Raw genomic sequence first — 26,528 nt, forward strand, 5'->3', positions numbered from 1 at the left:
CGATGCTCGCCACCCGCGGTCTGACCTGGCGGATCGGTGAGGTCGCCATCGTCGACTCCGTCTACCTCGATCTGGCGCCGGGGGAGTTCCTCGGCGTGATCGGGCCCAACGGCGCCGGCAAGACCTCGCTGTTCAACCTGATCACCGGCCTGCGTCGGCCCACCGAAGGGAAGGTCCTGCTGGACGGGGCGGACGTCACCACGCTCCCGGTGCACCGGCGGGCCCGGCTCGGCCTGGGGCGTACCTTCCAGGCGTCCTCGGTCTTCGGCTCGCTGACGGTCCGGGAGAACGTCCGGCTCGCCGTCCAGGCGCACCGGGGTGGCTCGATGAAGCTGTGGCGGCGGGCGGCGGCCGACCGGGAGGTGGCCGCCGCCGCCGACGCGGCGCTCGACCGGGTCGGCCTGCACCACCGGGGTACGGCGCTGGCCGGCACGCTCGCCCACGGCGAGAAACGCAAACTGGAGATCGCCCTGCTGCTCGCCGGCGAACCCCGGGTGATGCTGCTGGACGAGCCGATGGCCGGGGTGAGCGCCGAGGACGTGCCGGAGCTGGTCCGCGTGATCAAATCGCTCACCGGGGACAGCGGCCGGGCGGTGCTCATGGTCGAGCACCACATGGACGTGATCCTGGAACTGGCCGACCGGATCGCCGTGATGCACCACGGCGCGCTGCTGGCCTGCGACACCCCGGACACGGTGATGGCCAACGCCACCGTGCAGGAGGCGTACCTGGGGGAGTCGCTGTGACGGAACCGATCCTGTCGGTCGAGGACCTGTCCGTGCGGATCGCCGGGCTGCACATCCTCCAGGGCGTGTCGTTCGAGGTGGCGCCGACCGGCGTCACCGTGCTGCTCGGGCGCAACGGCGTCGGCAAGACCACCACGTTGCGGGCGATCGTCGGGCTCACCCCGCGCAACGGCGAGGTCCGGGGCACGGTCCGGATGGGCGCGCGGAGCCTGCTCGCCCGCCCCACCCACCGGCTGGTCCGCGACGGGCTCGGCTACGTGCCCGAGGACCGGTGCGTCTTCGCCGGGCTCACCGTCGCGGAGAACCTGCGGCTCGCCGAACGGCGGGGCACCAGCCCCGCGTACGACAAGGTCTATGCGCTCTTCCCGGAGCTGGACCGGCGCGGACGGCAACGGGCCGGTTCGCTCTCCGGCGGGCAGCAGCAGATGCTCGCCATCGGCCGGGTGCTGCTCAACGACAACCGGCTGCTGCTGGTCGACGAGCCGACCAAGGGGTTGGCGCCGAAGGTGGTGACCGAGGTGGCCGAAGTGCTGGAACGGGTCGCGGAATCCGTGCCGGTGCTCCTGGTCGAGCAGAACCTGGCGGTGGTGCGACGGCTGGCGTCCGACGCGGTGGTGCTCTCCGCCGGCCGGGTCGCCTGGACCGGCGACGCCCGCGAACTGCTGCTGGAGACCGCGCTGACCAGGTCGCTGCTGGGCGTGGGTGCGGAGGTCAGGGCGTGAACACGGTGGTCCTGTTGACGCTGACCGGGCTCGGCCTGGCGGCGCTCTACTTCCTCGTCGCGTCCGGCCTGTCCCTGGTGTTCGGCCTCGCCGACGTGCTCAACTTCGCGCACGGCCTGTTCCTCGGCGTCGGCGCGTACGCGACCTGGTGGGCGGCGGGCAACCTGCCCGGCGCCGGGCCGGACGGCCTCGGTTTCGTGGTCGCGGTGCTCTTCGGCGTGCTGGCCGGCTCGCTGGTCGCGGTGCTGGTCGAGCTGGTGCTGATCCGGCCGCTCTACTCCCGCACCATCGAACAGGTGCTGGTCACCGTCGGCCTGTCGCTGGCCGGGGTGGCGCTGCTCCAGGCCACCTGGGGCGCGGACCCGCGCACGTTCCCGCGCCCCGACTGGAGCCGGAACGTGACTTCGGTGCTCGGCGCGCAGGTGCCGAACGCCGGGCTGCTGCTGATCGTCGCCGCCGTGCTGGTGCTCGGCGCGCTGCTGGCGTTCCTGCGCTGGACCCGCTACGGCCTGATCATCCGGGCCGGCGTGGAGAACCGGGAGATGGTCACCGCGCTCGGCATCGACGTGCGCAAGGCGTTCACGCTGGTCTTCGCGATCGGCGGGGCCGCCGCCGCGCTGGCCGGTGCGCTCGGTGGCGTCTACTTCGGCACCGTCTCACCCGGCCAGGGCGGCTCGCTGCTGATCTTCGCGTTCATCGTGGTGGTGATCGGCGGGATGGGCTCGGTGGTCGGGTCCGCGTACGCGGCGGTCGCGGTGGGGCTGCTGCAACAGTTCGTCAACTACTACGGCACGTCCGGGCTGGGCGACCTGTGCGTCGTGGGCCTGCTCGCGGTGGTGCTGCTGCTGCGTCCGCAGGGCCTGGCCGGAAAGGTGGCTCACGCATGACCGAGGTCAAGAGTGCCGAGGTGCCCGCGCCGCCGGCCACGGTGCCCGACGAGCTGACCCCCGGCCGCCGCCGCTGGCACGGGCTGCGCCCGTACCTGCCGCTGGTCGCGCTGGTGGTGGCCGCGGTCCTGCCCTACTCGACGCTCAACCTGCCCGGCATCTTCGAGGGGCCGCTGAACTCGCCGGGCACGCTGCAACTGCTCGCCATCTGCCTGGTCTTCGGCGGGCTCGCGGCCGGCTACGACCTGCTGTTCGGGCGCACCGGCATGCTCTCGTTCGGGCACGCGCTCTACTTCGCCGCCGGCGTCTACGGCACCGACGTGCTGGTCACCAAGGCCGGGCTGCCGCTGTGGCAGGCCGCCGTGCTCACCGTGGCCGGCGGCACCACGCTGGCCGCGCTGCTCGGCGCGGTGGCGCTGCGCACCGTGGGCATCGCGTTCGCCATGGTGACGCTGGCCTTCGCGCAGGTCGGGGCGATCCTGGTGGCCCGCGACTTCGGTGGGCTGACCGGCGGCGAGGAGGGGCTGCCGCTGGACGTGTCAGGGCTGCCGTCGGCGCTCGTCGGCGTCACCAACACGGTCAACCTCTACTGGCTGGCGCTGGCGTACCTGGCGCTGGTGGTGCTGGTGGTGCACCGGGTCAGCGGCTCGCCGACCGGGCGGGTGCTGGCCGGGCTGCGCGACGACGAGCGGCGGATCGGGGTGCTCGGGCTCGACCCGTACCGGTTCAAGCTTGTCGCGTTCACCCTGGCCGGTGGCCTGGCCAGCGCCGGCGGGGTGGTCTACGTGCTGATCGTGGGCGGTGCCAGCCCGCACATCACGTCGTCCGAGCTGACGCTGTCGCTGCTGGTCATGGTGGTGCTCGGCGGCCCCGGCACCCGCTGGGGGCCGGTGCTGGGCGGCATCCTCTACATGTACCTCGACCACCGGCTCACCGCGTTCGGCAGCAGCGACGCGGTGAACAGCCTGCCCGCGTTCCTCAGTCACCCGCTCAGCCAACCGCTGTTCGTCCTGGGCACCGTGTTCATCCTGGCGGTGTACTTCTTCCCCGGCGGCCTGGCCAGCCTGCGCACCCGACTGGCCCCCCTCGGGACCGCGCTGCGCCCGCGCCGCTGAGCGCCGCGACGGGCGGCGGCCCCCCGTGTGGCCGCCGCCCGTCGCGCTGGTCGCGGGTCAGCCGTTGAGCATCTCGTACGCCGAGGACGGCGCCGCCTTCGCGCCCGCGGGCGGGGCGACCCTCGGCGCCTTGCCGTAGTCGTAGTACTTCGTGACAAGCTTCATCGCCTTGTGCTTGCCGGCCGCCGGCACGTCCAGGGTCAGCGAGGTCAGGTTGCCGTCCGCGCCGACCACGGCGGTGAACGGCACCTTCTTCCCCGCCGCGTCCAACGCCGCCAGGTCGACACCGTCGAACGTGCTCTTCACGTCGTCGTTGTCGGCCAGGTCGGCCAGTCCGGTGTACGTGCCGTCGCCCCTGTCCTCGACCGTCTCCGCGGTCCGGATGATCGCCGCGGTGTTGCCCGGGTCGGCGCCCTGGAAGACCGGGACGCTCGACGCGTCCGCCAGGCGCGCGCGGTCCACCGTCATCCAGGTCTTGGGCAACTTGAGCATGTCGTGCAGCCCGGGAATGCCTGTCAACTTCACCCGCATCCACAGGTTCTCGTCGATGAGCCGGAACGTCATGTCCATGGTGAACTTCGGGTCGTCGTTCTGCTGCTTCATGCCGAGGTCGATGCCCTTGGCGGCCGGATCCACCACGCCGATCCACCGGTCGGTGCCGTCCTGCGCGGAGAACCGGAAAGCCGGGTCCTGTTCGGTCGGCACGGCGGCCAGCAGAGCGGCCTTCGGGTCGGCCGACGGGGCCGGCGCGGGACCGGCGCCCTCGGAGGCGTCCCCGACACCGCACCCGGCGGCCAGCGCGGTGGTGGCCAGCACGGCGGTCGCGCGGAGCACGATCCGCCGGACGGTTGCGGCGGTGCCGTTTCGCTGCGTCATCTTGTTCGACTCACTTTCCCAGGTGGCTGTTGCCGGCGAAGCATCGCAGGCCGCCACCGTCGCCCCACTGCCGTTGTGCTGCCGTCCGACTGCCGTCGGCCACGGCGGGCGACGGCTGGGACGTACGGGGGCGGAAACTCGCATGTCAGAGGTGCTGCGCTTCGAGCTCCTCGGTCCACAGCGGGCCTGGTACGCCGACCGTCCGCTCGATCTGGGCCCCGCCAAACAGCGCGCCGTGCTGGCCGTGCTGCTGCTCGCCGCCGGCCGCCCGGTCCCCACCGGGCAGATCGTCGAGGCGGTGTGGCCCGAGGAAGCGCCGGTGAACGGCCCCAACGTGGTGCAGAAGCACGTGGCCGGTCTGCGCCGGATGCTGGAGCCCGACCGGTCGCCGCGTACGCCGGCCCGGGTGCTCACGCTCACCGACGCCGGGTACGTGCTGCGGGTCCCGCCGGAGAGCGTGGACGCGGCGCGCTTCGAGCGGGGCGTCCAGCGCGCCCGGCAGGCGCAGGCGGCCGGGCTCACGGCGGAGGCGCTGGCCGAGCTGGACGCCGCGCTGGAGCTGTGGCAGGGCGAACCGTTCACCGGGTTCACCGGCCTCTGGTTCGACGCCGCCCGGCACCGGCTGGTCGAGTTGCGGGCCGTCGCGCTGGAGACGCGTACCGACCTGGAGCTGGCCGCGGGCCGGCACGGCGAGGCGGTGGGCCGGCTGGTCGAGCTGGTCGCCGAGTTCCCGGTCCGGGAGCGGCTGCGGCTCCAGCTCATGCTGGCGCTGTACCGCAGTGGTCGGCAGGCCGAGGCGCTCGCCGCCTACCGGGACTTCGCCGACCTGCTCCGCGAGGACTACGGGATCGAGCCCGGCGGGTCGCTCCAGGACCTGCACCGGCGGATCCTCCGCTCGGATCCGGCGTTGCTGCCGCCCGTCGCGGACGTGCCGTCGCCCGTGTCGGCGTGGCCCGGACCCGTGTCGCCGCCGTCCGAGCCCGTGCCGCCGGTGTCGGCCGCACCCGTGCCCGCGCACGTTCCGCCCCCGACCGTCCCGCCCCCGACCGTCCCGCCCCCGACCGTCCCGCCCCCGACGCCGACGCCGCCCCCGCCCGGCTGGGCCGGATGGGCCGGACCGGCCCCGCTCCCGCACGCGCTGCTGCTCGCCCTCAACCCGCCGCCGGAGGCCACGCCGCGCCGCTCGCCGACGTGGGTCCAGGTCACCGCGACCGTCTTCGCTACGGCCACCGTGCTGCTCTCGTTCGGGTCGCTCACCTGGGCCGTGGTCCTCGGGTATGCGCTGTGGCGACGGAGCTGGCGGCTGGCCCTGGCCGGCGTCGGCTACTTCCTGCTCATCTTCGTCCTGGTCGTCGTCGCGCTCAACATGCCGGAGAACGAGGAGGTGACGGATGCGGAGGCGTTGTATCTGATCGGGGCGATGGGCATCTGTTGGTTGCTCGGCGCCGGGCACGTGCTGCTGCTCAACCCGGCGCTCTGGGCGGCCCTCGGCGCGCTGTTCTGGACCGGCCGGCAACGCAGCGACGAGCAGCGCCGCCTGCGTCGGGAACAGGCCCGCTACCTGCTGCACCACTATCCGGCCGCCCGGACGGAACTGCGCATCGGCCGCCCGGACCTGCTCCGCGGCTACGACGACGGTGGTCTGGTCGACGTCAACGCCGTACCCGAGCCGGTGCTCGCGACGCTGCCCCGGCTGACGGCCGAGCAGTGCCGCCAGATCGCGGTGGACCGCTGGCTGCGCGGCCCGTACGGATCGTTGGAGGAACTGGCCGGCCGGTGCCACCTGCCGTCGTCGGCCACCGAACCGCTGCGCGACCTGCTGCTCTTCCTGCCGCCCGAGCCGCTGACCGGCCCGCCGGCGTCGTCGGCTCCCCCTGGTAGAAATGCCGGATGAGCCAGGATCGGAACGCCGTCCGGGACCGCGCCGAGGCGGTGCTGCGGCGGCTGGCGGGTGACCACGCCCGGCTGCGCGAGGACCAGTGGCGGGCCATCGAGGCGCTGGTGGTCGACCGGCGGCGGGTGCTCTGCGTCCAGCGCACCGGCTGGGGCAAGTCGGCCGTCTACTTCGTGGCCACCGCGCTGCTGCGGTCCGGCGGCGAGCACGGGCCGACGGTGATCGTGTCGCCGCTGCTGGCCCTGATGCGCAACCAGGTCGACTCCGCCGCCCGCGCCGGCATCCGGGCCCGCACCATCAACTCGGCCAACCTGGACGAGTGGGACGAGATCACCGCCGAGATCCACGCCGGGGCGGTCGACGTGCTGCTGATCAGCCCGGAACGCCTCAACAACCCGGACTTCCGGGACGGCGTGCTGCCGAAGCTGGCCGCCACCACCGGGCTGCTGGTGGTGGACGAGGCGCACTGCGTCTCCGACTGGGGGCACGACTTCCGCCCCGACTACCGCCGGCTGCGCACGTTCCTGGCCAACCTGCCCGAGCGCACGCCGGTGCTCGCCACCACGGCCACCGCCAACGCGCGGGTCACCCGCGACGTGGCGGAGCAGTTGGGCGACGCGCTGGTGCTGCGCGGCACGCTGGACCGGGAGTCGCTGCGCCTCGGCGTACTCGACCTGCCGAGCCCGGCCCACCGCCTGGCCTGGCTGGCCGACCACCTGGACCGGCTGCCCGGCTCCGGGATCGTCTACACGCTCACCGTGGCCGCGGCCACCGAGACGGCCGACTTCCTCCGCGGCCGGGGCTGGTCGGTGGCGTCCTACACCGGGCAGGCCGAGGACGCGGACCGCCGCGCCGCCGAGCAGGACCTGCTCGACAACAAGATCAAGGCGCTGGTCGCCACCAGCGCGCTCGGCATGGGCTTCGACAAGCCCGACCTCGGCTTCGTGGTGCACCTCGGCGCGCCGCCGTCGCCGATCGCCTACTACCAGCAGGTCGGCCGCGCCGGCCGCGCCGTCGAGCAGGCCGAGGTGCTGCTGCTGCCGGGCGTCGAGGACGCGGCCATCTGGCGCTACTTCGCCTCGCTCGCCTTCCCGCCGGAGGAGCAGGTCCGTGCCGTGCTCGCCGCGCTGGACACCGACCGGCCGATCTCCACGCAGGCGCTGGAGCCGGTGGTCGACCTGCGCCGGGCCCGGCTGGAGCTGATGCTCAAGGTGCTCGACGTGGACGGCGCGGTCCGCCGGGTGCGCGGCGGCTGGCTCGCCACCGGCGAGCCCTGGACCTACGACGAGGCCCGGTTGCGGCGCGTCGCCGACGCGCGCACCGCCGAGCAGCGGGCCATGCGGGAGTACGCGGCCACCACCGGGTGCCGGATGCGCTTCCTGCGCGAAGGGCTCGACGACACCGGGGCGGCGGACTGCGGCCGGTGCGACAACTGCGCCGGCCCGCTGTTCGAGGCCGACGTCTCACCGGAGGCGCTCACCGCCGCGCAGACCTTCCTCGGCCGTCCCGGCGTCCAGATCGCGCCGAAGAAGCTCTGGCCGACCGGGTTGGACGTGGTCGGCGTACCCCTGAAGGGCCGCATCCCCCCGGCGGAGCAGGCGCTGCCCGGGCGGGCCGTGGGCCGCCTGTCGGACCTCGGGTGGGGCGGGCGGTTGCGGGGCCTGGTCGGCCCGGACGCGCCGGACGGCCCGGTGTCCGACGACGTGGCGGCGGCCGTGGTCGAGGTGCTGAAGGCGTGGGCGCACGGCGACGACCCGTGGCCCCGCCGCCCGGCCGGCGTGGTCGCGGTCGGTTCCCGGACCCGCCCGTTGCTGGTCGGCTCGCTGGCCGAGCGGATCGCCGAGGTCGGCCGGCTGCCGTTGCTCGGCGTGGTCGTCCCGACCGGTCCGGCCGGCGCAGGCGGGCCGCGTGGCAACAGCGCCCAGCGGGTACGCGCGCTGCACGACGCGTTCCACCTGCCGGACGAGCTGGCCGACGCGCTGACCACGCTGGACGGGCCGGTGCTGCTCGTCGACGACCTGGTCGACTCGGGTTGGACGATGGGCATGGTGGCGCGCCTGCTGCGGCGTGCCGGCGCGCCGGACGTGCTGCCCCTGACGCTCGCGCTTGCCGGCTGACGGGTAAGGCGGGGCCCCTTCTTCACGCATCCTGCATAGGCGGGGGCCCCGCTTAGCACCTCCGCCGCTGCGCGAGGACCGCGGCGTAAAGCGGGCCGGCCGGTGCGAGCCGGGCCACCGTTCGCGCGGCCGTCGTCGGTGGGCCCCTCGGCCGGCGGTACCGTGGGGCCATGACCGAGCAGCGACCCGTCGTCCAGACGTACACCGTGACCGGGATGACCTGCGAACACTGCGTCCGGGCGGTGACCGGGGAGCTGTCCGCGCTGCCGGGCGTCGAGGAGGTCCGGATCGACCTGGCCGGAGGCACGGCCACGGTCACCAGCGCGGCCCCGCTGCCGGTGGAGTCCGTCCGCGCCGCCGTCGACGAGGCGGGTTACGAGTTGGCCGGCGGCGTTGCCTGAGTCGCCGTCCCTCGCCGGCCGCGCGCCCGACGTCGCCGGCCCCGCGCCGGGTTCCGTCGGCCCCGCGCCGGGTTCCGACGGTCCCGCGCCGGGTTCCGACGGATTGGGGCCGGGCTCCGGTGGTGCGGGCGCGGCGGCGGGTCCGGCGGTGGTGGACCGGGAGACCGTGCGGCTCGCCCTGGTGGTGGGCGGCCTGGTGCTCGCCGTACTGCTCGGTTTCGGGCTCGGCCGGCTGAACCCGCCGGCGAACCCGGGCGGCGCCGCGGCTCCGACCGGCACGGTCCCGGCCGGCGGCGACCACTCCCACGCGCCCGGCACGGGCGCGCACTCGCACGACGGGGCCACGGTCACCCAGGGCGGTGGCGACGGCGCGACCGGCCTGTCGATCAGCTCGGCCGGCTACACGCTCGTTCCGTCGACCGGGCCGCTCACCGCCGGTCGCGCCGGTGAGCTGCGGTTCCAGGTCCGCGACGACAAGCGTCGGGCGGTGACCCGGTTCGCCGTCGTGCACGACAAGCCGATGCACGTGATCGTGGTACGCCGCGATCTCACCGGCTACCGGCACCTGCACCCGACGATGGCCGCCGACGGCACCTGGTCGGTGCCGTTGACGCCCTCCGAGCCGGGGGCCTGGCGGATGTACGCGGACTTCACCGCCGTGGCCGACGACGGCCGGCAGGTCGCCGCCGTGCTCGGCGCCGACCTGGACGTGCCGGGCGCCTACCGGCCCCGGCCACTGCCCGCCCCGGTCACGTCGACCGCTGTCGACGGGTTCACCGTCGCGTACACCGGCGTGCCGGACGTGGGACGGTCGGTGCCGCTGCGGTTCCGGGTCACCGGCGCCGGTGGCACGGCCGCTCCGCTGGAGCCGTACCTGGGCGCGTTCGGGCATCTGGTGGCGCTGCGCGAGGGTGACCTCGGCTACCTGCACGTGCACCCGGAGCCGGTGCGGGACGGCGACGCGGTGACGTTCTGGTTGACCGCCCCGGGGCCGGGTCGCTACCGCATGTTCCTGGACTTCCAGGTCGGCGGCGTGGTGCGGACCGCCGAGTTCACGCTGACCGTCGCCTGATCAGCCGGCCCGGCGGACCGGGCGGCGGGCCAGGTAGCGCAGCAGGTCGCGGATGTGGTGCTTCTCCTCGGCGGGGACGTTCGGGTCGGCCAGCCGTTCCAGGATCACCCGCACGTCGGCCTCGACCGGACCGTCCTCGGCGGCGCGTCGGCGGGGCACCGCCCCGGCGTCGGGCAGGCCCAGGGCCCGGAACGCGGCGGCCACCGGCAGGTCGAGGGCGGCGCAGAAGCCGCGCACCTTGGCCAGCTCGGGATAGTCCTGCCAGTCGCCGGCCAGCCAGCGGAACACGGTGGAGCGGCCGACGCCGGTGTGGGTGGCGAGGTCGGTCACCGTCCAGCCGCGTTCCTCACGCGCGTCGTCGATCGCCCGTCGCACGAAGCGTGCGAAGGCCATCTGCGGCGAAATCTCTGCGGAGCCCATCCCTCCTCGGCTGTCCCCTTCCGCCGGCGCGCCCGGCTCTGCGCCCCGAGCCTAGTACGCCCGGGTGAAGAAGTAACTGACCGACCGGTCCGAAGGTCCCGTGGGCGGGACCCTTCGGAGCGTGAACAGTTGTGAACAGTCAACTAAGCTGGATGAACCTCCCCGGCAGCGACTTCAGAGGAGCAGCATGGCCGAGCCGGACCGACCCGTTCCACACCGTCCTGGCGCGGTGAGCCTCTTCTTCGTGGTCAAGGCCGGCGTGTTCGCGCTGGGTTTCTGGGTCTGGCTGCTGGTGCTGGCCGTGCAGGGCGACCCGGCGGAGGGCGTGCACCTGATCGCCGCGACCGGCGCGATCTGCACCACGCTGGCCGGCGTGGTGCTGGGCGCGCGGATGGCGCTCCAGCGCAACGCCGCCGCCCGGCACGCCGAGCTGAAGCGGCTGCTCGTCGACATCTCCTGGAACGCGTTCGCCGCCGCCGGCAATTCCGACCATGCGGCGAAGGTGGTGCCGTTCCCGACCATGTCGCCGGACGGCGATCGGGCCACCAACCGCGGCCCCGGCGAGCGGGTGTCGGCGCTGGACCGCAGCGACCGGAACCGCGGCGAGCGGCGTCGCTAGGCGAGCAGTGTCTCCAGCCGGGGCGTGACGCCCCAGCGGTCCACCAGCTCGCGGTATTCGGCCCGCTGGTCGTCGGTCGGCGTGCCGGCCGTCCGTCGTGCCCGGATGAGCAGGTTTCGTGGGGTGTGCTGCGAGTCGACGAACTCCACCACCTCGGCGCGGTAGCCGTGCAGCCGGAGCAGCCCGGCCCGCAGCGCGTCGGTGAGCACGTCGGCGAAGCGTTCGCGCAGGATGCCCTGGCGGGTGAGCAGTCCGTCCGGCTCGGGGCGGGCCCGGAGTTGGGCGGCCAGGTCGTGGTGGCAGCACGGGGCGGCGAGCACCCAGCGGGCCTCCCAGCGCACCGCCCGGGCCAACGCCTCGTCGGTCGCCGTGTCGCAGGCGTGCAGCGCCAGCACCAGGTCGGGAGCCGGTTCGACAGGCGCCTGCGCGATGGTGCCGGCGATGAAGCTCACCCGATCGGCCCAGCCCAGCCGTTCGGCCAGCTCCGTGTTGCGGCGGCGCTGGTCCTCCCGGACGTCGACGCCGACCAGCGTCACGTCCAGGCCGCGCCGGGTCAGGTAACGGTGGGCGGCGAAGGTCAGGTAGGCGTTTCCGCAGCCCAGGTCCACCACGCGCAGCGGGCCGGTGAGGTCGTCCGGCAGGGTGGCGGCCAGCGCGCGGAGGAACGCGTCGACCTGGCGGCGTTTGGCCGCCGAGCCACCGATCGCGGCGAACAGCGGGTCGCCCGGGTCGAGCAGCCAGTCCTTGGCCCGGTCGTGCCCGCCGGGCTCGACGGCCGGGCGGCTGGCCGCGGCGCGGTGCACCTGCGCCTCACCGGACTTGGTCACCCGGAGCTGGAGCGTGGCGTCGGTGGTCTCGACGTGCCAGTTGCCGAACGGCTCGGCGAGCAGCTCGTCGACGGCCGTGTCGGCCTCCGCCGTGCCGGGGGTGACGTTACGGGTGTGCGGCCGGGCGCCGTCGGAGGTGGCGATCTGCAACCGGGCACCGGCTTTCAGTGTGACGGGGCGCAGTTCCGCGCGGACCACCGAGGGTCGTCGACCTCGCTGCCGCCCCGCGGCCACCGCCCGGGTCAGCCCGGGGTCGAGCAGCAGCGCCCGCACTTCCCGCAGCGCCGCGTCCAACGCCTCCGGCATCCCTGCTCCTTCCGTCCCCTGCTGCCTCCCGTCCCCCTCACCCGCCGGCTCTCGCCCGTCGATCATGAGGTTGGCGGCGCGCACGCCGGGCGGACGGACGCCAGCCTCATGATCGACGAGGGGAGTGCCGGGTGGGGTGGGGACAGGGAGCGGCCCCCGGAGTGGGTCCCGGGGGCCGTCGTGTGTGTGCTGGTCAGTCGGTGGTGGTGGCGGTGGCTTCGGCGGTCGTGCCGGTGCCACCTCCGCCGCGGCGACGCCGACGACGGCGCGGCTTGGTCGCGGTCTCACCGTCGGCGGTGGCGGTGGCGGCGGTGGGCTGCTCCGTCGCGCCCTCGGCGGTGACCGTTCCGGTCGACTGCTCGCCGACCACCGTCTCACCGGCCCGGCGGCGACGCCGCCGGCGCGGGGTACGGGTGCCCTCGTCCGTCGCGACCGCTGTCGCTCCGCTCTCGGCGGGTGCGCCGCCGGTCTCGCCGCCACGCCCGCGCCGGCGGTCCCCGCCGCGTCCGTGGCTGTCGCCGCGCCGGCTGTCCCGCCGTGACCGGCCGCCGCCCAGGTCCTCCTCGACCTCGGCGGACAGCCCGGCGCGGGTGCGCGCGGCGGTCGGCAGGGTGTCGCTGACGTCCCGGGAGATGTCCAGGTCGGTGTAGAGGTGCGGGGACGTGTGGTACGTCTCCGGGGGCTCCGGCATGTCCAGCCCGAGCGTCTTGTCGATGATGCGCCAGCGGGGCATGTCGTCCCAGTCGACGAACGTCACCGCGACACCTGTCGCCCCGGCCCGGCCGGTGCGGCCGATCCGGTGGGTGTAGGTGTCCTGGTCCTCGGGGCAGTCGTAGTTGATCACGTGGGTGACGCCGGTGACGTCGATGCCCCGGGCCGCCACGTCGGTGGCGACGAGCGTGTCGATCTTGCCGGCGCGGAACGCCCGCAGCGCCCGCTCCCGGGCGCCCTGGCCCAGGTCGCCGTGCACGGCCGCCACGGCGAAGCCGCGGAAGTCGAGATCCTCGGCGACCCGGTCGGCGGCCCGCTTGGTGCGGCAGAAGATCATCGTGAGCCCGCGACCCTCGGCCTGGAGGATCCGCGCCACGATCTCGACCTTGTTCATCGAGTGGGTGCGGTAGGCGAGCTGCTGGGTCTGCGGCGACGGGCCGGTCTCGGCGGTGTGCCCGGCGTGGATGGTCACCGGCCGGCGGAGGAACCGCCGGGACAGCGCCACGATCGGGTCCGGCATGGTGGCCGAGAACAGCATGGTCTGCCGGTCCTCCGGCAGCATCGCCAGGATCTTTTCGACGTCGTCCAGGAAGCCCAGGTCGAGCATCCGGTCGGCCTCGTCGAGGACGAGCGCGCGGACCCGGTCGAGCCGCAGGTGCTTCTGCTTCTGGAGGTCGAGCAGACGGCCGGGCGTGCCGACCAGGATCTCGACGCCCTTGCGCAGCGCCTCGATCTGCGGCTCGTACGCCACGCCGCCGTAGATCGGCAGCACCCGGACGCCCCGGGTGCGGCCGGCGGCGTCGAGGTCCTTGGCGACCTGGATGCCCAGCTCGCGGGTGGGGACGACGACAAGTGCCTGGGGTACGCCGTCGCTGCCCTCGGACGGGGCGAAGACCCGCTCGAGCAGCGGGATGCCGAAGCCGAGCGTCTTGCCGGTGCCGGTCGGGGCCTGCCCGATCAGGTCGACGCCGCGCAGGCCGATCGGCAGCGCGTACTCCTGGATGGCGAAGGCGCGGGTGATGCCCGCGGCGGCGAGCGCCTCGACGGTCTCCTGACGGGCGCCGAGCGCGGCGAATGTGGGTGCCTCCGGGGGAACCGGAGCGGTGGGGGCCAGTGGCTGGCCGATGCTCTGCTCACTCATGTGGATGTAGGGGTGCCCTCTCGTGGTGCGCCCCTCATGTCCTCAGGGCGCGAACGGTTTGGCGCGGGCCACGCGGTCGGCGGCGGTTTCGCCGAGCCGGACCGGGCCGCACGCGCGCCGGGGACCGGTGCTGATCAGCGATGCTGACCAGGTCGGTGCCCACGGCAACTGCCTCACTCTACCTGAACGGCCTCCGGGCCGTCCCGATTCCAGGTGCCGGTCGGCCATCCGGGGGCACCGCATGTGACCTGCATCACAGCACGTGGGCGGTAGCCTGCGCTCGTGTCCGCCCCCGATCCCGCCGCCGCCGACCTGTTCGGGCTCGTCGCGTACGGCGAACTGCTCGCCTTCGACCGGCTGGCCGCCGACGCCCGGCTCGCCCCCGACCTGCGACGCCGGGCCGCACTCAGCGAGATGGCCGCGGCCGAGATCGCGCACTACCGGTGGCTCACCGACCGCCTCGCCGCGCTGGGCGTGGCCCCCGAGGAGGCGATGGCCCCCTACGTCGAGGCGCTGCGGGCGTACCACGACTCGACCGAGCCGCGGGACTGGGCGGAGGCGGTGACCAAGGCGTACGTGGGCGACGCGGTCACCGACGACTTCCTGCGCGGGATCGCCGGCGGCCTGGCCGGACCGGACCGGGCGCTGCTGCTCGACGTCCTGCACGACTCCCGGTACGCCGAGTTCGCCGCCACCGAGATCCGGGCCGCGATCGAGGCGGACCCGAGGGCGGCCGGACGGCTCTCGATGTGGGCGCGACGGCTGCTCGGCGAGGCGCTCTCGCAGGCCGGACGCGTCGCCGCCGCCGACCGGGGCGCGCTCGCCACGCTGATCGGAAGGGCCGGTGACGACGTGCCGGCGTTGCTGGGCCGGCTGACCGAGGCGCACACCGCGCGGATGTCGGCGGTCGGGCTGAACAACTGAGCCGCCGCGGCGGGTCTCCCCGCCACGGCGACCGGTGCGACGCGGATCAGCGGACGGTGAACCCGACCGCGCGGGGCGAGGCCTCCGCGATCTCGACGTAGGCGACCTTGCCGACCGGCACGATGACCCGTCGGCCCTTCTCGTCGGTCAGGGAGAGCGTGCCCTCGCTCCCGGCGAAGGCGTCGGTCACGATCTGCTCGATCTCGGCCGGCGACTGCGCGCTCTCCAGGACCAGCTCCCGCGGCGCGTACTGCACGCCGATCTTGACCTCCACTGTGCCTCCTCTGACTGGGGCGAAAGAGCCGCCGTGGGAAGGCTATCCGATCGGGCGGCGCGATGGTCAGGCTGACTCACCTTGCAGCGGGAAGCTGGCGATGCCCCGCCAGGACAGCGCCGCGACCAGCGCTTCCGCCTCCGGCTTGGCCACCTGCCGGCCGCCCGCCAGCCAGAACTGCGCGGCGGTCTCCGCGGCGCCGACCAGACCGGACGCGAGCAGCTCGGCGTGCGCCCGGCTCACCCCGGTGTCCGAGATGATGGTGTCGGTGATCGCCGCGATGCAGCCCTGCTCGACCCGCTCCACCCGCTGCCGCACGGCCGGGTCGTTGCGCAGGTCGGATTCGAAGACCAGCCGGAACGCCTCGCTCTCGTGGTCGACGAAGTCGAAGTAGGCCCGCACCGCGGCGCCGACCCGCTCCTTGTTGTCGTTGGTGCCGCGCATGGCGTCGTGCACCTTCGCCACGATGGCGTCGCAGTGCGTGTCCAGCAGCGCCAGGTAGAGCTCCATCTTTCCGGGGAAGTGCTGGTAGAGAACGGGCTTGGAGACGCCGGCCCGCTCGGCGATGTCGTCCATCGCGGCGGCGTGGTAGCCGTGCGCGACGAACACCTCCTGGGCAGCGGCGAGCAACTGCTTGCGGCGCGCCGAGCGGGGCAGGCGGGTGGGCCGGCCGGCCGTGTGTGCACCGTTCCCCACTGCGGTCATGGGAACCTCCGAGTATCTGCGTCGAGCCGGCACGTATCGCCCGAACCGGTCCGGGTTCGTGAACCCGTCGCGGAATTGGCCCGCCGCTGTAACTTATCGCCACTGTCACCACACGGTAGCCTCAGCGGGGGCGACCAAGGAGCGCGCGGTGAGTGAAACAGGGCAACCCGGAGCCGCCACCCCGGGAGAGCACGGCGACGGGACGGGCCAGCACGACGACCCGGCCCGCACCGGCGGCGGATGGGCGCCCCCGGCGGACGGCTGGTCCCGCGGCGCCCCGGCGCCCGGTGGCTGGCCCTACGGCGACCTCGGCGGCGGCTGGGCCGCGTCCTCGCCCCGGCACGGCGACCTGCCGGCCCCGCTGCCCGGTCACCCGGCCGAGGGGTCGCCGGCGCGCGTCAACGGCCGCCACGTCAACGGCGTGCACCACGCCGGGGAGGAGTCACCCGTGACCCGCCAGGCACCGGTGAGTGCCCCGCCCGTGGGCGAGCCGCCCCGGGAGACGGACGGCGACCGGCTGGCCGTGCCCGCCCCACGCCCCGCGCCCGCGATCGAGCAGCATCCCGGCCCGGCCGACCCCGCCAACTCCCGGCACGCCTCGGACGACACGTCCGCCGGGCGGGCGCCCCGCTGGGCGGAGAGCGGTCCTGCCTCCGCGCCCCCGGCGCTCCAGGTGCCGCCGGTCGGCGCCGCCGCCTCCGGCTTCGAGGTGCCGCAGGGCTTCCACGCCCCGACCGTCGACCCGGCCCCGGCGCTGCACCGGGGCTGGCCCGACCGCGGCCCGGCCGAGCCGCCGGTGACGGCTCCCGGGAGGGTCGAGCCGCCGGCTGCGGAGCACCACCCGGGCGACGCCCACCCCGCCGAGGGGCAGCGGGCCGCCGTCGATCCCCACGCCGCCGCGCCGAACGACCCGGGCGCGGGGCCGGCGGGTGAGCCGGAGTGGCCCGGGCCGTCCTGGAACCGCCCGAGTTGGGGCGACGGCTGGGCCCCGCCGTGGGCCCGCACCGACGAGCCGACCGGCCGCCGGTCGGCCCGCGACGACGCGCCGGCCGAGCGGCGGGCCGGGGACGACGAGCCGACCGGCCGTCGCGCCGCCCGCGAGGACCGCGCGTCCGAGTGGGCGCCCGAACCGATGCGACCGTACGAGCCGGCCCGCGTCGATCCGCCCACCGGCTACCAGCCGGCCCGTGTCGATCCGGCCACCGCCTACGAGCCCCGGCCCGAGCCGGTCCGGCCGTACGAGGCGGTGCGGCCGGAGCCGGTGGCCGCCCACGAGCTGCCGCGTCCCGAGGCGACCCGGCCGTTCCGGCTCCCCCGCGAGGACGCCGAGCCCCGCTCGGGTCACGGGCCGCCCGCCGAGCGGCCCTCCTGGGCCGGTCCGCCGGTGCCGGTGACCCCGTTCGGCGCGCGTCCCGAGCCGGCCGGCGCGCCGCCGGTCCCCCGTGAGCGCGAGGCGCCGGCCGGTCCACCGCCGGCGGCGTACGCCCCGGTGCCGGCGTCCCGGGCCGTCGGTGAGCCCGCCGACGCGTACCACGCACCGGAGTCGTCGCCCGGCGAGCCGGCCGGCGTTCCGCCGGTCTCCGCCGTCCCCGTGTCGGGCGGGCCGGCGCGTTTCGACCCGTCTCCCGCGCCCCACCCGACGAGCGCCCGCATCGCCACCCACCTGCGTCGGGACGACGAACCGGCGCCGTTACGCGAGCGACCGGAGGGCTTCGACGTCAACGCGATCCTGGACGCCGTGCGTGAGGTGGCCGGCGTCCGGGACGCCGCGCTCCGCCGCACCCCGGCCGGCGCGCACAGCCTCCGGCTGGACCTGGCCGACGGCGCGGATCCGGCCGAGGTGAGCCGGCTGGTGGCCCGCCTGCTCCAGGAGCGGATGGGGCTGGCCGCCGCCCCGCAGAACCTGCCCGGCGCGCCGGCCGTACCGCCGCCGCCGATCCGCCGCCGGTCCGCCGCCACGCGCGCCGACCGCATCGCCGAGGCCCCGGCCGGCCGGGACCGTCCGGTGGAGGCACTGTCGGGCCGGGCCGACCGCCTCACCGAGGCCCCGCCGGCCGAGCCCCGACCCGGCACGCCGCGCGCCGACGACGAGCCGGGCGCTTTGGCGCGGGGCGGGACCCCGTCCGGTCCCGCCGAGGCGGACGCGCCGACGCGGGGCGGCGTGGCGCGGCCGGCGTCGAACCGGCCCGCCGAGAACCGCTCCGGTGAGAGCCGCTTCGGCGGGGTGGAGCCGCGTGCCGGCCGGCCGGTCGACGCGCCGGGGGAGGACGCCGACGAGCCGCCGCGCCGACGCCGGCAGGCCACCCACCGGGGCCGGGCCACGGTGGACGAGACGTCGCTGGCCGCCGCGCCCACCGGCATCTCCACCGGCAGTCCGGTCACGCTCGGCACCTCGTACTCCGGTGGGCAGATGACCACGACGGAGACCGCGCCGTCGCGACCGCTGGATCCGGGCGGCGTGCCCGGGCCCCGGGTGGTGATCGACCACGTCCTGGTGAGCACGTTGGGGCTGGACGCCACCACGGAGGTCCGCCTGCTCGCCGGGGACCGGACGGCCGAGGGGCACGCGACCGGGCCGGCCGTCGACGGGTACGTGCTCCGGCTCTGCGCGGTGGCCGCGGCTGCCGCGGTGGACGAGCTGCTCGGTCCGGCCCAGCCGGCGGGTGAGCGGGGCCGGTGCTTCGTCGAGCACGCCGCCGTGGTGCCGTTCGGCAACTGCGAGGTGGCGACCGTGGTGGTGCTGCTGGTCTGTGACGGGTGGGTGGAGCAGTTGGCCGGTTCCGCCCTGGTCGCGGGCGATCAGCGGCAGGCTGTGGTCCGCGCCACCCTGGCCGCGGTGAACCGGCGTCTGGAGGCGCTGCTCGCCTAGGCGGCTGTGCGGGCGGGGCCGGCGCGGGGAAGACTGGACGTCATGAAGCGTGCCGTACTCGGGCCCGAGCATCTTCTTCCCGCGCATCGTCTCCCGCCGCCCTGGCCGGGCCGGCACGTGCGTCTCGACGGCACGCTCGTGCACGTCCGGGACACGCCGGCCACCGGGCCCGACGCCGAGCCGGCGCTTTACGTGCACGGGCTCGGGGGCTCCGCGCAGAACTGGACGGACCTGGCCGGCCTGTTGGCGCCCCGGCTCGACGGTCAGGCGATCGACCTGCCCGGCTTCGGGCGCAGCGAGCCCGGCCGGCGTTACACGATCCCGGCGTTCGCGGAGCGGGTGGTCCGCTGGATCGAGCACAGCGACCGGGGGCCGGTGCACCTGTTCGGCAACTCGCTCGGCGGCGCGGTCGCGGTCCGGGTGGCGGCGTTGCGCCCGGACCTGGTCCGCACGCTCACGCTGATCTCGCCGGCCCTGCCGTTTCTGGACTTCCGGCGTTCGTTGCAGGGGCGGATGCTGCCGGTGCTGGTGATCCCCCGGGGCGAGCGGCTGGCCGCCTGGCGGCTGGCCCAGCTCGCCCCGGAGGCGATGGCGCAGCAGGTGATGGAGTCGTGCGTGGCGGACCTGACCCGGATCAGCGAGCAGCGCCGGCAGGAGGCGATCGAGGAGATCCGGATCCGGTACGAGGCGGCGCACTACGCCGCCGCCTACGTCCGGACGTTCCGGGGCCTGGTCGGCAGCTTCCTGCGGTCGTACCTGCCGGGGGAGGGCGCGCTCTGGCGGCAGGCTGCGGCGGTGCGGGCACCCACGCTGGTGGTGGGTGGGCGGCAGGACCGCCTGGTCGACGTGCGGGTCGCCCCGCAGGCCGCCCGCGTGATCCCGGACAGCCGGCTGCTGATGCTGGACGGTGTCGGGCACGTGGCCCAGTTGGAGGTGCCCCGGACGGTGGCGCGGGCGGTGCTGGCGCTGCTCGCCGACGGGGCCCCGGACGGGTCGGCGGAGGTCGCCACGCCGGGGCCGGAGGGCCGGGAACCGCAGGCCACGGCCCTGGTCACCGGAACGGGGGAGAGCGGCGGCGTCCGCGACATGGCAGGCTGAGCGGGATGCCCCGCTCCCGCCGTCCGCGTCTCCCGCGGTCCCTGTCCGCTGCCCGCCGTTGGCGCTCCGCCGTGGTGGTCTGCGCGTTCCTCGCCACCGCCGGGGTCGGCGTCGGCGTGGCGCTGCGACTGCCGCCGGCCGGGGCGCGGGAGGTGGTCACCGACGGGTTCGCGGCCCGGCCGCCGGAGCCGGCGCCGAGCGTCTCGCCGTCGCCGCCCGCGCCGCCCCGCCCGCCGGCGCCGGTGCTGAGTCTGCCCGGCCCGGTGCCCGTGCGGGGTGCGGGCGGTTTCGGGTACGACGAGCGGGCCGGCGGCGTGCTCGGCCGGGCCGGTGAGCTGCGCCGTTTCCGGGTGGCGGTGGAGCGGGGCGCCGGCGAGGACGTCCGGGCGTTCGGGGACGCGGTGCAGCGGGCGCTGGCCGGGCCGGGGAGCTGGGTGGACAGCGGCCGGCTGCGGTTGCAGCGGGTCGCGCCGGGCAGCCGGTACGACTTCACGATCTATCTGGCGACCCGGGACACCGCCGGCCGGTTGTGCGGGGCGGGTGGGATCGACATCCGCAAGGGCGGGGTGCCGTACACGTCCTGCCGGGTGCCGGGCAAGGTCGTGATCAACCTGGACCGGTGGCGGAGGTCGGCGCCGCACCTGGTGGCCGCCGGGATGCCGCTGGACACGTACCGGCTGTACGTGGTCAACCATGAGGTGGGGCACCAGCTCGGGCACCACCACGAGGCGTGTCCGGGCGTCGGGCGGGCCGCGCCGGTGATGCAGCAGCAGACGCTGTTCCTCGACGGCTGCCGGCCGAACCCGTGGCCGTACCTGGGCGGGAAGCGGTACACCGGGCCGGCGCGGTGACCTGGTTGCGAGCAATCTTCGCGACTTGAGCCGTAAAAGCAGCTAAATGCCCGAATTGCGTGGCAGGCTGACGTCATGACGTCGTCCCCACCCGAACGCCCCGGGCTGCGCCGGATGCGCCGCCGTCGCCGGCGCGCGGTGCTGCTGCTGGCGATGCTGCTCGCGGCCGTCGGCGGCGCGGTGGGCATCACCCGGCTGAGCGAGCCGCCGCGCGCCACGCGGGTCCCGCTCGCCGCCGAGCCGACGCTGATGCCGGACGCCGACACCGACACCGCCGCGTCGCCGACCGGCTACCCCACCGCCGGCCCCGGCACGTTCGCGGTGGCCGCCGGACGATCACCGGTACGCGGCCACGCCGGCCCGCTGCGCCGCTACCGGATCGAGGTCGAGCACGGCACCGGGCAGGACGCCGACGCGTTCGCCGCGACCGTGGACGCGGTGCTCGGCGACCCGCGTAGCTGGATCGCCTCCGGGGAGCTGCGGGTGCAGCGGGTCCCCGAGGCGGCTGCCGCCGACTTCACCGTCTACCTGGCCACGCCGGCCACCTCGGAACGGATGTGCGCCGAGGGTGGCCTGCGCACCGAGCGGTACACGTCGTGCCGCCTGCCCGGCCGGGTCGTGCTCAATTTGGCGCGCTGGATGACCGCGGTGCCCGACTACGGCGCCCCGCTCGACGTCTACCGGACGTACGTGGTCAACCACGAGGTCGGGCACGAGTTCGGCGAGCTGCACGAGGCGTGCCCGCACCCCGGCGCCCCGGCCCCGGTGATGCAGCAGCAGACGTACGGGCTGGACGGCTGCGTGCCGAACGCGTGGCCGTACGTCGACGGGGCGCGATACTCCGGCGAACGGACCGACGGCGTCTGAGGTTATTCCCGGTCCCGCAGTTCGGGCCGGGTGTCCCTCGTCATGGCCGTTCCCCACCACGGCGAGCGACAATGGCGCGGTCCCACCGCCGATCCCGGGGAGTCCACCGTGTCGTTGCCCCCGCTCGTCGAGCCCGCCGCCGAGCTGACCGTTGACGAGATCCGCCGCTACTCGCGCCACCTGATCATCCCGGACGTCGGGGTCGAGGGGCAGAAGCGGCTGAAGAACGCCCGGGTGCTCTGCGTGGGCGCCGGCGGCCTCGGCTCGCCGGCCCTGATGTACCTCGCCGCCGCCGGTGTCGGCACGCTCGGCATCATCGACTTCGACACCGTCGACGAGTCGAACCTCCAGCGCCAGATCATCCACGGCGTCTCCGACATCGGCCGGTCCAAGGCTGAGTCCGCCGCCGCCTCGATCCGCGAGATCAACCCGCTGGTGAACGTGGAGATCCACGACACCGCGCTGGACCGGGAGAACGTCCGGGACATCTTCTCCCGGTACGACCTGATCGTCGACGGCACCGACAACTTCGCCACCCGCTACATGGTCAACGACGCGGCCGTGCTGCTCGGCAAGCCGTACGTCTGGGGTTCGATCTACCGGTTCGACGGCCAGGCGTCGGTGTTCTGGGCCGAGCACGGCCCGTGCTACCGCTGCCTCTACCCGGAGCCCCCGCCGCCCGGCATGGTCCCCTCCTGCGCCGAGGGCGGCGTGCTCGGCGTGCTCTGCGCCTCCATCGGGTCGATCCAGGTCAACGAGGCGATCAAGCTGCTCGCCGGCATCGGCGAGCCGCTGGTCGGCCGGCTGATGGTCTACGACGCCCTGGAGATGAGCTACCGCAAGATCAAGGTGCGCAAGGACCCGAACTGCGCGCTCTGCGGCGAGAACCCCACGGTCACCGACCTGCTGGAGGACTACGAGGACTTCTGCGGCGCGGTCTCCGAGGAGGCGCAGGAGGCGGTGGTCGACTCCACCATCACCGCGCGGGAGCTGAAGGAGTGGCAGGACGCCGGCAAGGACATCTTCCTGGTCGACGTGCGTGAGCCCGCCGAGTACGAGATCGTCCGCATCCCCGGCGCGACGCTGATCCCCAAGGGGGAGATCCTCTCCGGCGAGGCGCTGGCGAAGTTCCCGCAGGACCGGCAGATCGTGCTGCACTGCAAGTCCGGCGTCCGTTCGGCCGAGGCGCTGGCCGCGCTCAAGGCGGCCGGGTTCAAGGACTCCGTTCACGTGCAGGGTGGCGTGCTCTCCTGGATCAAGCAGGTCGACCCGTCGCTGCCCGCGTACTGACGTCGATGTCGTGAGGGCCCTTCCGGTGCGCCGGGAGGGCCCTCGGCGTCTCCCCGTTTCTGGCCGAGCTACCGAGGCGTAACCGCGTCCGCGCAGGTAGCGTCACGACCGTGGTCGATCTGGAAGCGGCGATCGGGTTCGTCGTGGCACACGGGGACGCGGTGGACCGCGCCCGCCTGTCCCGGCTGCGCTCCGGCGCGCCGGTGCCGCCGCAGGTGCTGGACGCGGCGGAGTCCGGTCAGGTCCCGGGCGGCGGCTGGCCCGCCGTGCTCGACGGCGACGTCGCCTCCGTCGACGCGACCTGCTTCCGCCTGGCCGAGCTGGACGATCTCGGCGCGCTGGGCCGCCCCGCCGCCCGGCACGCGCTGGACTGGCTGGCCGCCGGCCAGCTCGCCGACGGCGGCTGGGACGAGCACCTGTCGCTGGCCGGGTTCGCGCCGGAGTGGGCCACCCCCGGCGACCCCGAGGCGCGGTTCTACCTGACCGCCGGCGCCGGGTTCTGGCTCACCGTGGCCGGGCTGGACGCCCGTGCCGCCGGCCCGCTCGACCACCGCGTCGGCGGGGCGTACGCCGGGGTGGTGCAGGCGGCGGCCCACACGCTCGCCGCGCAACTCGCGTCGGACGGGACCTGGCCGTCGTTCCTGCCCGCCGGGTGGCTCGCCGCGGCGGTGCTGCACCGCCAGCGGATGTACCACGAGTCGGCCCGGATCCAGGCGGTGCTCGCCGACCGCATCCCGGAGATGTCCCCGGCGGACGTGGCATGGCTCGCCGCCACGCTGCGCCGGGTGGAGGTGGGCGAGGAGCAGTGGCTGCTGGTCTCGGCGCGGCGTCGGCTGGCCGAGACGCAACGCAGCGACGGCGGTTGGGACAGCGACGACGGCCGCCAGTTCGACGTGCACACCACGCTGCGTGCGATCCGGGCCTGCCGTCCGACCGAGCCGGAGGCCCCGGCGTCCGGGGCCCCGTTCGTGGTGCCGCGCGCCTCCGTGCTGCCCGCCCCGCCGTCCCGCCGCCCCGCGCCGACGCCGCCCTCGGGCGGGCCCGAGCTGCCGTCGGCCCCGCCGGCCCTGCCCGCGCCTCGCGTCCCCGACGCGTCCCCGCCGCCGGCCCCGACCCTGCTGCCGTCCCCGGCCCCGACCGTGCTGCCGGCCCCATCCCCGGCCCCGGCCCCGACCGTGCTGCCGGCCCTGTCCCCGCCGCCGGCCCCGACCGTGCTGCCGGCCCCGAATCCGCTCCGGGTGGCGTAGCCGACTCCCGGAGCCGTGGAGGTCCGGGGCCCTCCGCGGGCCCTTCTCCGGTGGGCGGGCCGGGGCCGGGCGTGGCTCAGCGCAGGTGACCGTCGCCGGTGACCACGTACTTCGTGCTGGTCAGCTCCGGCAGGCCCATCGGGCCGCGGGCATGCAGCTTCTGGGTGGAGATGCCGATCTCGGCGCCGAACCCGAACTCGCCGCCGTCGGTGAACCGGGTCGACGCGTTCACCATCACGGCGGCGGCGTCCACCCGGGCCACGAACTCCCGCGCCGCCCGCTGCGAGTCGGTGACGATCGCCTCGGTGTGGCCGGTGCCGTACCGCCGGATGTGCGCGACCGCCGCGTCGAGCGAGTCGACCACGGCGACCGAGATGTCGGCGGACAGGTATTCGGTGGCGAAGTCCTCCTCGGTGGCCGGCACCACCGCGCCGGAGTGGGCGGCCACCTCCGGGCTGCCGTGCACGGTCACCCCGGCCTCGGCGAACGCGGCCAGCACCACCGGCAGGAACGCGTCCGCGACGGCCCGGTGGACCAGCAGCGACTCGGCGGTGTTGCAGGTCGACAGCCGCTGCGTCTTGGCGTTCAGCGTGATCGCCACCGCCTTGTCGAGGTCGGCGGCGGCGTCCACGTAGACGTGGCAGTTGCCCACGCCGGTCTCGATCACCGGCACGGTCGACTCCTCGACCACGGCGCGGATCAGCGACGCGCCGCCGCGCGGGATCAGCACGTCGACCAGGCCCCGGGCGCGCATCAGCTCCTTGACCGAGTCGCGCGTGCTGGCGTCGAGCAGTTGCACCGCGTCGGCCGGCAGGCCGGCCCCGACGACCGCGTCGCGGAGCACCGCGACCAGGGCGGCGTTGGAGTGCGCCGCCGAGGACGAGCCGCGCAGCAGCGCCGCGTTGCCGGACTTCAGGCAGATGCCGGCCGCGTCGACTGTCACGTTGGGCCGGCCCTCGTAGACGATGCCGACCACCCCGAACGGCACCCGGACCTGGCGCAGCTCCAGCCCGTTCGGCAGCGTCGCGCCGCGGACCACCTCGCCGACCGGGTCGGGCAGCGCGGCCATCTCGCGCAACGCGTCGGCGATGGCGGCCACCCGGCCCTCGTCGAGCGCGAGCCGGTCCAGCACGGCCGCGCTCAGCCCGGCGTCACGCCCGGCCGCCAGGTCCGTCGCGTTCGCCGCCAGGATCTCCGGGGTACGCGCCACCAGCGCGTCGGCCATCGCGTGCAGCGCGGCGTCCTTGACCGTACGGGTGGCCGCCGCCAGGGCCTCCGCCGCGTCCCGGGCCCGCCGGGCCTGCTCGACGACGCTCATGGTGCGCTCTCCTTCGCAGTGGCGTCAGGAGGGGCCCTGTTACGCAGAATGCGTTAACAGGGGGCCCCTGCTTACAACAAAACGAGGTCGTCGCGGTGGACGACCTCACGTTCGTAGGCCGGGCCGAGCGCCGCGGCGAGTTCCGAGGTGGAACGGCCGAGCAGGCCGGGCAGCTCCACCGCGTCGTAGTTCACCAGGCCACGGGCCACCGGCGCGCCGGCGGTGTCGACCAGGTCCACCGGGTCCCCGGCGGTGAACGCGCCGTCGACCGCGGTGATGCCGGCCGGCAGCAGCGACTTGCGCCGGCCCACCACGGCCTGCACCGCGCCCGGGTCGAGGTGCAGCCGGCCGCGCGGCGCGGTGGCGTGCGCCAGCCAGAAGAGTCGGGCGGCCGGGCGTCGGCTGCTCGCGTGGAAGAGCGTGCCGACCGGCTCGCCGGCCAGCGCCGGGCCGGCCAGCGGCGCGGCGGTGAGCACCACCGGGATGCCGAAGCCGGTGGCGATGCGCGCCGCCTCGACCTTGGTGACCATGCCGCCGGTGCCCACCCCGGCCCGGCCGGCCCCGCCGACGTCGACGCCGGTCAGGTCGCCCTCGCCGTGCACCTCGGTGACCCGGGTGCTGCCCGGCCGGGCCGGGTCGCCGGTCCAGAGCGCGTCCACGTCGGAGAGCAGCACCAGCAGGTCGGCGTCGACGAGCGCGGCGACGAGCGCGGCGAGCCGGTCGTTGTCGCCGAACCGGATCTCGTCGGTGGCCACCGTGTCGTTCTCGTTGACGATCGGCACGGCCCGCAGGTCGAGCAGCTTGCGCAGCGTGCGGTAGGCGTTGCGGTAGTGCGCCCGCCGGGTCACGTCGTCGACGGTGAGCAGCACCTGCCCGACGGTGCGCCCGTGCCGGGCGAACGCGGTCGCGTAGCGGCCGATGAGCAGGCCCTGGCCGACGCTGGCGGCGGCCTGCTGGGTGGCCAGGTCGCGCGGGCGGCGGGGCAGCCGCAGCGGGGCGAGGCCGGCGGCGATCGCGCCGGAGGAGACCAGCACCACCTCGCGTCCGGCGGTGATCAGCGCGCCGAGCGTGTCGACGAGCGCGTCGACCCGGGCGTCGTCCAGGCCGCCCGTCGCGGTGGTCAGCGAGGACGATCCGATCTTGACGACGATCCGGCGGGCCGAGGTGACTGCTTCACGCACCCGACCATTCTGCGGGTCGCGGCCCGCCCGATCGTGGCGCGTTCCCATAT

The 26,528-nt window shown here is 75.1% G+C and carries 24 protein-coding genes; 16 read left to right on the top strand and 8 right to left on the bottom strand.

Annotated elements, in window-relative coordinates; translation table 11 throughout:
- The first annotated feature begins 2 nt into the window (after positions 1-2).
- From VKK44_RS01150 to VKK44_RS01165, 4 genes are read left to right on the top strand one after another with little or no spacing between them, the layout of a single operon-like run.
- Positions 3-746: an ABC transporter ATP-binding protein gene (locus VKK44_RS01150; RefSeq protein ID WP_343444957.1), complete on the top strand. Its 744-nt coding sequence runs from the start codon at positions 3-5 to the stop codon at positions 744-746.
- The gene (locus VKK44_RS01155) at positions 743-1,468 is read left to right on the top strand and encodes an ABC transporter ATP-binding protein (protein WP_343444958.1); all 726 of its coding nucleotides are present in this window, start codon (positions 743-745) and stop codon (positions 1,466-1,468) included. Before VKK44_RS01150 ends, VKK44_RS01155 begins: the two co-directional genes overlap by 4 nt.
- Positions 1,465-2,355 carry a branched-chain amino acid ABC transporter permease gene (locus VKK44_RS01160; RefSeq protein ID WP_343444960.1) on the top strand — a complete coding sequence of 297 codons (891 nt, stop codon included), beginning with the start codon at positions 1,465-1,467 and terminating at the stop codon, positions 2,353-2,355. Before VKK44_RS01155 ends, VKK44_RS01160 begins: the two co-directional genes overlap by 4 nt.
- On the top strand, positions 2,352-3,470 hold the full coding sequence (locus VKK44_RS01165; protein ID WP_343444961.1) for a branched-chain amino acid ABC transporter permease: 1,119 nt from the start codon (positions 2,352-2,354) through the stop codon (positions 3,468-3,470). Before VKK44_RS01160 ends, VKK44_RS01165 begins: the two co-directional genes overlap by 4 nt.
- A gap of 57 nt (positions 3,471-3,527) precedes the next feature.
- On the opposite strand, the gene VKK44_RS01170 is transcribed toward VKK44_RS01165, so the two are convergent.
- Entirely contained in the window at positions 3,528-4,346 is an 819-nt protein-coding gene (locus tag VKK44_RS01170; protein WP_343444963.1) for a hypothetical protein, read from the bottom strand.
- A gap of 142 nt (positions 4,347-4,488) precedes the next feature.
- Between VKK44_RS01170 and VKK44_RS01175 the strand changes: the two genes are divergently transcribed.
- The 4 genes from VKK44_RS01175 to VKK44_RS01190 all read left to right on the top strand — a co-directional run bounded on the left by VKK44_RS01175 (position 4,489) and on the right by VKK44_RS01190 (position 9,830).
- A complete protein-coding gene (locus tag VKK44_RS01175) occupies positions 4,489-6,240 on the top strand; it encodes an AfsR/SARP family transcriptional regulator (protein WP_343444964.1) in 1,752 nt (583 codons plus the stop codon).
- Positions 6,237-8,357 (top strand): RecQ family ATP-dependent DNA helicase, encoded by a 2,121-nt coding sequence (locus VKK44_RS01180; RefSeq protein WP_343444966.1) that lies wholly within the window; start codon positions 6,237-6,239, stop codon positions 8,355-8,357. The genes VKK44_RS01175 and VKK44_RS01180 overlap by 4 nt, the downstream gene beginning before the upstream one ends.
- 170 nt (positions 8,358-8,527) lie before the next feature.
- Positions 8,528-8,758, top strand: a complete 231-nt coding sequence (locus VKK44_RS01185; RefSeq protein WP_343444967.1) for a heavy-metal-associated domain-containing protein — start codon at positions 8,528-8,530, stop codon at positions 8,756-8,758.
- A 148-nt stretch (positions 8,759-8,906) separates the two neighbouring features.
- On the top strand, positions 8,907-9,830 hold the full coding sequence (locus tag VKK44_RS01190; protein WP_343444969.1) for a hypothetical protein: 924 nt from the start codon (positions 8,907-8,909) through the stop codon (positions 9,828-9,830).
- Here VKK44_RS01190 and VKK44_RS01195 read toward each other — a convergent pair whose 3' ends face one another.
- Positions 9,831-10,250: a helix-turn-helix domain-containing protein gene (locus VKK44_RS01195; RefSeq protein ID WP_343444970.1), complete on the bottom strand. Its 420-nt coding sequence runs from the start codon at positions 10,248-10,250 to the stop codon at positions 9,831-9,833.
- Between the two features lie 187 nt (positions 10,251-10,437).
- Here VKK44_RS01195 and VKK44_RS01200 point away from each other — a divergent pair, with 187 nt between their 5' ends.
- Positions 10,438-10,869, top strand: coding sequence for a hypothetical protein (locus tag VKK44_RS01200; RefSeq protein WP_343444972.1), 432 nt, complete (start codon positions 10,438-10,440; stop codon positions 10,867-10,869).
- Here VKK44_RS01200 and VKK44_RS01205 read toward each other — a convergent pair.
- The gene (locus VKK44_RS01205) at positions 10,866-12,002 is read right to left on the bottom strand and encodes a class I SAM-dependent methyltransferase (RefSeq protein WP_343444973.1); all 1,137 of its coding nucleotides are present in this window, start codon (positions 12,000-12,002) and stop codon (positions 10,866-10,868) included. The genes VKK44_RS01200 and VKK44_RS01205 overlap by 4 nt on opposite strands.
- A 193-nt stretch (positions 12,003-12,195) precedes the next feature.
- Complete coding sequence (locus VKK44_RS01210; RefSeq protein ID WP_343444975.1) at positions 12,196-13,854, bottom strand: DEAD/DEAH box helicase; 1,659 nt, start codon at positions 13,852-13,854, stop codon at positions 12,196-12,198.
- 282 nt (positions 13,855-14,136) lie between these two features.
- Between VKK44_RS01210 and VKK44_RS01215 the strand changes: the two genes are divergently transcribed.
- Positions 14,137-14,778, top strand: coding sequence for a ferritin-like fold-containing protein (locus tag VKK44_RS01215; RefSeq protein WP_343444977.1), 642 nt, complete (start codon positions 14,137-14,139; stop codon positions 14,776-14,778).
- A 46-nt stretch (positions 14,779-14,824) separates the two neighbouring features.
- Here the strand turns inward: VKK44_RS01215 and VKK44_RS01220 are convergent, their stop codons facing one another.
- Together VKK44_RS01220 and VKK44_RS01225 are read right to left on the bottom strand one after the other, a co-directional pair.
- Positions 14,825-15,052 carry a DUF3107 domain-containing protein gene (locus tag VKK44_RS01220; RefSeq protein WP_107161788.1) on the bottom strand — a complete coding sequence of 76 codons (228 nt, stop codon included), beginning with the start codon at positions 15,050-15,052 and terminating at the stop codon, positions 14,825-14,827.
- Positions 15,053-15,118: 66 nt separating this feature from the next.
- Positions 15,119-15,757 (bottom strand): TetR/AcrR family transcriptional regulator, encoded by a 639-nt coding sequence (locus tag VKK44_RS01225; RefSeq protein WP_107161786.1) that lies wholly within the window; start codon positions 15,755-15,757, stop codon positions 15,119-15,121.
- Between the two features lie 148 nt (positions 15,758-15,905).
- On the opposite strand from VKK44_RS01225, the gene VKK44_RS01230 reads away from it, so the two are divergent.
- The 6 genes from VKK44_RS01230 to VKK44_RS01255 all read left to right on the top strand — a co-directional run bounded on the left by VKK44_RS01230 (position 15,906) and on the right by VKK44_RS01255 (position 23,979).
- Complete coding sequence (locus VKK44_RS01230; RefSeq protein WP_343444978.1) at positions 15,906-18,626, top strand: hypothetical protein; 2,721 nt, start codon at positions 15,906-15,908, stop codon at positions 18,624-18,626.
- A 42-nt stretch (positions 18,627-18,668) separates the two neighbouring features.
- Positions 18,669-19,724 (top strand): alpha/beta fold hydrolase, encoded by a 1,056-nt coding sequence (locus VKK44_RS01235; RefSeq protein WP_343444980.1) that lies wholly within the window; start codon positions 18,669-18,671, stop codon positions 19,722-19,724.
- Between the two features lie 5 nt (positions 19,725-19,729).
- Entirely contained in the window at positions 19,730-20,575 is an 846-nt protein-coding gene (locus VKK44_RS01240) for a DUF3152 domain-containing protein (protein WP_343444982.1), read from the top strand.
- A 75-nt stretch (positions 20,576-20,650) separates the two neighbouring features.
- A complete protein-coding gene (locus VKK44_RS01245; protein ID WP_343444983.1) occupies positions 20,651-21,442 on the top strand; it encodes a DUF3152 domain-containing protein in 792 nt (263 codons plus the stop codon).
- A gap of 42 nt (positions 21,443-21,484) precedes the next feature.
- Positions 21,485-22,732, top strand: coding sequence for an adenylyltransferase/sulfurtransferase MoeZ (gene moeZ / locus VKK44_RS01250; protein ID WP_343444985.1), 1,248 nt, complete (start codon positions 21,485-21,487; stop codon positions 22,730-22,732).
- A 110-nt stretch (positions 22,733-22,842) separates the two neighbouring features.
- On the top strand, positions 22,843-23,979 hold the full coding sequence (locus VKK44_RS01255; RefSeq protein WP_343444986.1) for a prenyltransferase/squalene oxidase repeat-containing protein: 1,137 nt from the start codon (positions 22,843-22,845) through the stop codon (positions 23,977-23,979).
- Positions 23,980-24,055: 76 nt separating this feature from the next.
- On the opposite strand, the gene VKK44_RS01260 is transcribed toward VKK44_RS01255, so the two are convergent.
- On the bottom strand, positions 24,056-25,297 hold the full coding sequence (locus VKK44_RS01260; RefSeq protein WP_343444987.1) for a glutamate-5-semialdehyde dehydrogenase: 1,242 nt from the start codon (positions 25,295-25,297) through the stop codon (positions 24,056-24,058).
- Between the two features lie 71 nt (positions 25,298-25,368).
- Complete coding sequence (gene proB / locus VKK44_RS01265) at positions 25,369-26,526, bottom strand: glutamate 5-kinase (RefSeq protein ID WP_458351593.1); 1,158 nt, start codon at positions 26,524-26,526, stop codon at positions 25,369-25,371.
- Positions 26,527-26,528: the final 2 nt, after the last annotated feature.

It is taken from the genome of Micromonospora sp. DSM 45708, assembly GCF_039566955.1.
GTDB lineage: Bacteria > Actinomycetota > Actinomycetes > Mycobacteriales > Micromonosporaceae > Micromonospora.

Excerpts from the sequence above, each read along its gene's own strand:
- VKK44_RS01150 (WP_343444957.1), top strand. The coding sequence starts at position 3 with ATGCTCGCCACCCGCGGTCTGACCTGGCGGATCGGTGAGGTCGCCATC.
- VKK44_RS01165 (WP_343444961.1), top strand. The coding sequence starts at position 2,352 with ATGACCGAGGTCAAGAGTGCCGAGGTGCCCGCGCCGCCGGCCACGGTG.
- VKK44_RS01170 (WP_343444963.1), bottom strand. The coding sequence starts at position 4,346 with ATGACGCAGCGAAACGGCACCGCCGCAACCGTCCGGCGGATCGTGCTC.
- VKK44_RS01175 (WP_343444964.1), top strand. The coding sequence starts at position 4,489 with ATGTCAGAGGTGCTGCGCTTCGAGCTCCTCGGTCCACAGCGGGCCTGG.
- VKK44_RS01180 (WP_343444966.1), top strand. The coding sequence starts at position 6,237 with ATGAGCCAGGATCGGAACGCCGTCCGGGACCGCGCCGAGGCGGTGCTG.
- VKK44_RS01185 (WP_343444967.1), top strand. The coding sequence starts at position 8,528 with ATGACCGAGCAGCGACCCGTCGTCCAGACGTACACCGTGACCGGGATG.
- VKK44_RS01195 (WP_343444970.1), bottom strand. The coding sequence starts at position 10,250 with ATGGGCTCCGCAGAGATTTCGCCGCAGATGGCCTTCGCACGCTTCGTG.
- VKK44_RS01200 (WP_343444972.1), top strand. The coding sequence starts at position 10,438 with ATGGCCGAGCCGGACCGACCCGTTCCACACCGTCCTGGCGCGGTGAGC.
- VKK44_RS01205 (WP_343444973.1), bottom strand. The coding sequence starts at position 12,002 with ATGCCGGAGGCGTTGGACGCGGCGCTGCGGGAAGTGCGGGCGCTGCTG.
- VKK44_RS01210 (WP_343444975.1), bottom strand. The coding sequence starts at position 13,854 with ATGAGTGAGCAGAGCATCGGCCAGCCACTGGCCCCCACCGCTCCGGTT.
- VKK44_RS01225 (WP_107161786.1), bottom strand. The coding sequence starts at position 15,757 with ATGACCGCAGTGGGGAACGGTGCACACACGGCCGGCCGGCCCACCCGC.
- VKK44_RS01235 (WP_343444980.1), top strand. The coding sequence starts at position 18,669 with ATGAAGCGTGCCGTACTCGGGCCCGAGCATCTTCTTCCCGCGCATCGT.
- VKK44_RS01240 (WP_343444982.1), top strand. The coding sequence starts at position 19,730 with ATGCCCCGCTCCCGCCGTCCGCGTCTCCCGCGGTCCCTGTCCGCTGCC.
- VKK44_RS01245 (WP_343444983.1), top strand. The coding sequence starts at position 20,651 with ATGACGTCGTCCCCACCCGAACGCCCCGGGCTGCGCCGGATGCGCCGC.
- moeZ (WP_343444985.1), top strand. The coding sequence starts at position 21,485 with ATGGCCGTTCCCCACCACGGCGAGCGACAATGGCGCGGTCCCACCGCC.
- VKK44_RS01260 (WP_343444987.1), bottom strand. The coding sequence starts at position 25,297 with ATGAGCGTCGTCGAGCAGGCCCGGCGGGCCCGGGACGCGGCGGAGGCC.
- proB (WP_458351593.1), bottom strand. The coding sequence starts at position 26,526 with ATGGGAACGCGCCACGATCGGGCGGGCCGCGACCCGCAGAATGGTCGG.